Origin of the sequence: Synechococcus sp. 8F6 (genome assembly GCF_002252665.1) — a bacterium.
Lineage (GTDB): Bacteria > Cyanobacteriota > Cyanobacteriia > PCC-6307 > Cyanobiaceae > Cyanobium_A.
This window is the reverse complement of sequence record NZ_NQKZ01000038.1, coordinates 1-5,288: the sequence shown is the minus strand read 5'-3', so window position 1 is coordinate 5,288 and position 5,288 is coordinate 1. Positions and strand designations below refer to the sequence as shown.

Below are 5,288 nucleotides of genomic sequence, written 5' to 3'. Positions count from 1 at the left end.
CTATATGGCAGCGCCTATTATGTTATCAATTGCGATAAACTACTATATGAAGAGGGGGCGGGAATGATTTCGGATTCACACAAAGGCCAAGCGATAGCTAGATGGAAAAACCTTGATTCGACCATCGGCGATCATCGCCTGGAGTTGAATACCCGAGATTTCGATTGTGTTTCCGCTCGTATCTGGAACTAAAATTGAATGCCCGTCTGGAAGTCGTTCAAGAAGACCAAACGCAACAGTATCGAGCTCTAATGGCGAGGCCACGATAGGAGAGGTACGTACAAGGAAGCGTTTGAGTTCGAGACCAGACGGCGCTTCTAGGATCCATGGGAAAAGGTCGCCTCGCTGCCTCCGTAGCGATGTGTGATCGCTACTACGGAAGAGCCCATCACCAACTTCCTTGAGTCCCAGCAATTCCGCGTATTGCATAACGATGCTGTATTGCGCTGAATTACCAGACTCTTCTTGGGATTCAGATGGACTCGTCTTGCCAGATATCGCTTCAGAAACTGAATGATTGCCGACACCCCCACTAGATGTGCTGCCTGGTTGCTGGGAGGCTGGCCTCGCCAGCTCATCTCTCTCCTTATCAGACGACGATGAAAAAGGATCATTAGGGTGCTTTTCAATTTGATCTTCTAACAAGAAATCGTGAACTTCTGATAATTTGGGGGCAGATAGTTTTTGCGTCTCCACAGGATCTTGTAGTTGATCATTAAATGATCTCTCCTCGCTGGACAGTGCAGAGCCGACCAGACTGCCAAAGTCTGTGCCGGCAGTGGGCTTTGGCATCTGTGTTTCTGGAATCAGCTTCTCGCCTACTGGAGTCGCAACCTTGCCAAGTGATTCATTTGGCATCTGCTCGTCAAGGCCGTAGTTAGCTTTGAAGTATTCAATAATAAGGTAATCCGACCTTTCAAAGCAATATGCTGCTGCTGCCTGGAGTTGAGGGCTCTGCAGAAAATCACCAATGATAATTGGAATCAGGTTGGCAAGACGTGAAACGGGAAGCTGCTGAACGTAAAGGGTATCGAAGATGAGCGCTCCGTCCTTAACGACGGCTCGACCTATTGGCTTGCCATCAACAACTGGAGTCAGCCTTAGATTATTGCGATAGCAAATAGTTGCATTTTTAAGGATCTCTCCAAGTCGTGCCAATGAGTCGGTGGTTTCAGGCAAGATCTTATTGAGTCGGCTGACACACATGCCAAACGTCTGAAGCCATTGAGGCTTGGATATCTCCTGATTGTTCCGACTATTGCCGTCCTCAAGTTGATAAGATATAGCGGCATCCAAGTCGAGAACAAGCACTTTTTGGAGCAGTGATTCAAGTGAGTAACCATCAATAAAGCGGAGATCAGCACATTGCGCTTGGATGTCAACAAAGAGCAACTCAGGATTGATCCCATTTTTGGTTAGGCTGTAAGGAAGCTCCCCAATGGGTCTGAGCTGCTTTGATAAAGAAATCCAGACGCCGCAATGATCAATTACATCAACAGTGAACCGGCGCATTAGGGTCTTTAGGAGCTCATACGTTTCCGACCCAAGATCTGAATGGAGAGGCATCGAGCGGATCATCTCAATGGCTGCTTCCGCATCAGGACGCTCGCGCAGGCCAAGCTGTCGCCATAGTGAAAGATGCCGCGCATTACCAATGACAGTTAAAATACCTGCTCCTTCCAGTCCATCAGCGGAGATAAAGACACTGATAGGGCTTGACCAGAGGCCTTGTTCAGTAAGAAGCAACTTGCCTGATCTAAATGCATCGAGGACTTGATTTTGGTCTTCCGGCTTACTAAGAAGGTAGAGCTTGTCTAATTGGTCATAGAGTCTTGCCACTTCATCACGAGGAGGGGATTCAATTGCTGCCAGGGCACAAAGAACAGAGAGAAGTACATTTGGACCTGGCAAGGATGAAGAGATACCCAAGCCAGTAAAAATTGAATCATTTGCAGAGTGATCAAAACGCTTTTCAACAAAACGTTCGACGCCAATTAGCGGCTCTGTTTCCTCGCTCCGGCGAAGGAGCTCCCGTGGCTTACAAAGATTTCCCCGTGTGTCGGGAATGCAGGGTGTATCACGGAAGCGTCGTAGCCACGATGCTGGAATTTCGTGGCCCTCAACTAAGGATTCACGAAGACCATTAGTCTTTGTTTGATAGATTTCGACCAATGGTTGAGAAAACCATTCCATTAATGAAGACTGAAGGAATACGTGCGCGAGTGTCGATAAAGATTGCTCTACTGTCTGTTGAGCAGTCCAATGCGTAGTTATTTGGTTGTCAATATCGTAGTCTACAATTGTATAGCGTTGTGTAGTGGAGAACCTTTCCCACTTATGGGGAAACAGGTCTGTATCTAGCTTCTCGCCGTAGGTGCCTGCGATGTGATCGAGCAGCTCCTTGGCATGTCTGAACTCATGCTTTATTTCATGGAGTGGTGGAAACGATCTAAGCGCTGGCTTGGTTGAGGCAAGCCAGCTATCCCATTCATCCATACTGCACGACGTCGAGGATGTCGCATACAAGTCCGAAAGGAAGAGGCACTGTGAATAGTCATACGGCAGTAGTGGCTGAATTGTCTTGGTGCTGTCGTAACACACGCCCTTTGCGATATAGCGAACCTCACCTGATTGTGTGATGTATGGGAAATTCATTGATACTCTGCAATCAAGCCTAGCGCATATATGGGCCAGTCGCACGCATGCAGAGGCATCAAGTGCGTTGCTTGCACGAAGGCTTGTGGCAATTCTCTCAATCAGCTTTGTTGTATCTGCCCCATCAGCGAACCCCATGCGCTGAAGAAGTGATAATGCCACCTCTTTTGCTGTAATCGAACTATATTTTCCTTGTTGCAGCACATAGTCTGTATCCTGCTCGACAAGGAATACGAGCCAACCCCTGTCAACAAATAAAATGTGTTCTGAAAGCCACTTGACATCTAATTCATTAAGCTGAGCCTTTGATGTGCCTAAGCGAACAGCGCTTCGAGGCGGGAAGAGATGGTCTTGGTCTGCGATCGGAACAATTGCAATATCATCAATGATGTGGATATCTTTGGTGAATTCTCCTGCTATGTAAATCCATAATAGAAGAAGCTTGTCTTCCCCTGGATGTGGCGGATTGGTTTCTTGAAGAAAACGGCAAAACTGAGATCTATTGACTTTGTCGATCTGTCCCATCCTGTGGAGCAGGTCTGCAGTATTAGCTGTTATTCTATGGCAGATTTGCTTTCTACCCTTTGGATCAATTTCTTGGCTAAATGTGTCGGCATCCCAGATGTCTTGGATTTGTTTGTCTAGCGCAATACATGCTCCACTCGCTTCAACAGCTCCATCATGGGCAAGAACTATTCGCTGGTACTGAATGTAAGTAAAAAAGGAATTGCTGACCTCGTCTACGCATTCATTCTCTACACCTCCTCGACCTGAGACGACAATAGAAGCCTTCGACTTGTCTTTAATACCTGCTTTGGGTAGCAGCCGATAGGCTTCAGCTCTTGATGTGATTTCAAGGCTTTGATTGGCCAGCCAGTTGCACATGCAGGAGGCTGCGAGCTTACCGACGCGCGATAGTAGCCAGCGGTTGGTTGGTGATGTTTCTGGATCTTTAATCTTGACGCGTGCTGGATCCTGCATGAACGGGCCGTTACATGCAAAGGGCAGATCTGGCTTGACTGCCGTTGGAAGTACGACATAAATACCTGCGCTTGCTCCAAGAACCAGCTCAACGCGAGAAGCTGGCAATGAAAAATCTGAGTCGGCTCCAAGGATACGTTCTTGTCTGATTTCAGTTATACAGTCTTCTGGAAACTCTTCGGCCTCTGAGCGAACTAAAAGAACAGGGGCTTCCTCTCTATCTGATTCATCTAGAAAAAGGTTTGATGCTGCTGAGTCTCTCAGTACGTACCATTCACTGTTCTGAATGGGACCGGTACCATTTGATTGCCAGAACAGTTGTCGGCTATCAAGAGTTAGGCTGCGAATATTCCTGAAAAACAGGAGGGAGACAGGGCTTTGTTTCCACTCTCTAAGGTTCTTGGCTAATTCTGCTTGCCTGAGATCATCCTGAATCTTGACAATGATCCGCGTCGAGCTGGACTCACTGCCATCTTGGTCATACCAGCAAGGCAACGTGAACCTGTCCTTCTTGAAAAAGACGCTTAATGAGGGTGTACGAATTCCGACGACGGGACCTAAGCTGAAAGTGCTTTTGAAGCCAATGCCTCTAAAGCCAATGGTATGTAGTGATCGTTTATTTGAGTAGCCAAACCTGCAAAGAGAGGCAAAGTGATCCGGTTGAAAGTCTTCACCATTGTGAGCGAATTCAAAGACGCCATTGTCTACTCGTGCACTTGCTTCCGTCGCCCCTGCATCATCTGCGTTTTGTAGGAGCTCCGATAGAACATGCCGCGGGCTTTGAACCTGCTTGAACAGCTGGTGCCAGGGACCAGCGAGTTCGGGATCGGCCTCTAGCTGCTGCCAGCGACGCTCCGCCCCTTGGCGAATAGGCTCGAAGTAATCAGGTGGCGTAAGTCTCATAATGACAGATCCCTTTAATACAATCCCGGCTTATCAATCTTCAACGCTGCCGAGTTCTCCAGCACGATGCGAGCAGTTTGCTCATCGATGCCACCCGATGCATTGACTTGCACCTCCAGGGTCATCTCGATCTGAGCGCCGGGTAGTGCCTGGAGGTGAGACATCACCTCCTCCACGAAGGCGCTCATTTGCAGGCTGGCGCGGCTGGGTTCGAGCTTCACCGATGCCACATAGCGGGTGGGCAGCTGAGGCTTGGGGGGATCAGCAGTCGGTGCTGGGGATGTCGTAGCTGCTGAGCCGCCGTCAGTGAAGCCTGGTCTTGCCAAACCTGGAGTGGCGCTGGTCACCGTGCTGGGGTTGTAGCCCGCGGTCGTGACACCGGTGGTTGAGATCGTTGCCTGATCGATGGCTTTTGGGGCAGCGCGCTGGTCGGCTTCGATCTGAGCCAGCGCCACCTCATCTTTGACGATGTAGCCGGTGAGGCTGGTGGGATGGGTGCTGGATCCCTGCTGCGGCCTCAGGCCGCTGTAGCGGCCGCTGGCCTCATCGAAGCCATCGGCCAGGTGGAAGGTGCTCTCACCACTGAGGGCAGCGGAGGGGTTGATCAGCGCGTCGAGAATCACCTGATCGCTGCTGACCCTCGGCAGATACAGGTACTTGCGGCACCAGTCGACTAGATCACGCACGAGGACGTGGGGCTTCTCCACCCAGAGGAAGCGGTTGAGGTCGTCGCGCAGGCGCCGGGCACC

General features: G+C 49.8%; 2 protein-coding genes. Both read right to left on the bottom strand.

All coding sequences use genetic code 11. The features are described from left to right. Window positions 1-75: 75 nt before the first annotated feature. Window positions 76-4,539 (bottom strand): sacsin N-terminal ATP-binding-like domain-containing protein, encoded by a 4,464-nt coding sequence (locus tag CJZ78_RS13910; protein WP_143592955.1) that lies wholly within the window; start codon window positions 4,537-4,539, stop codon window positions 76-78. Window positions 4,540-4,553: 14 nt separating this feature from the next. Further along, window positions 4,554-5,288 (bottom strand): hypothetical protein (locus tag CJZ78_RS14110; RefSeq protein ID WP_198953917.1); only part of this gene is annotated, 735 nt, incomplete at its 5' end.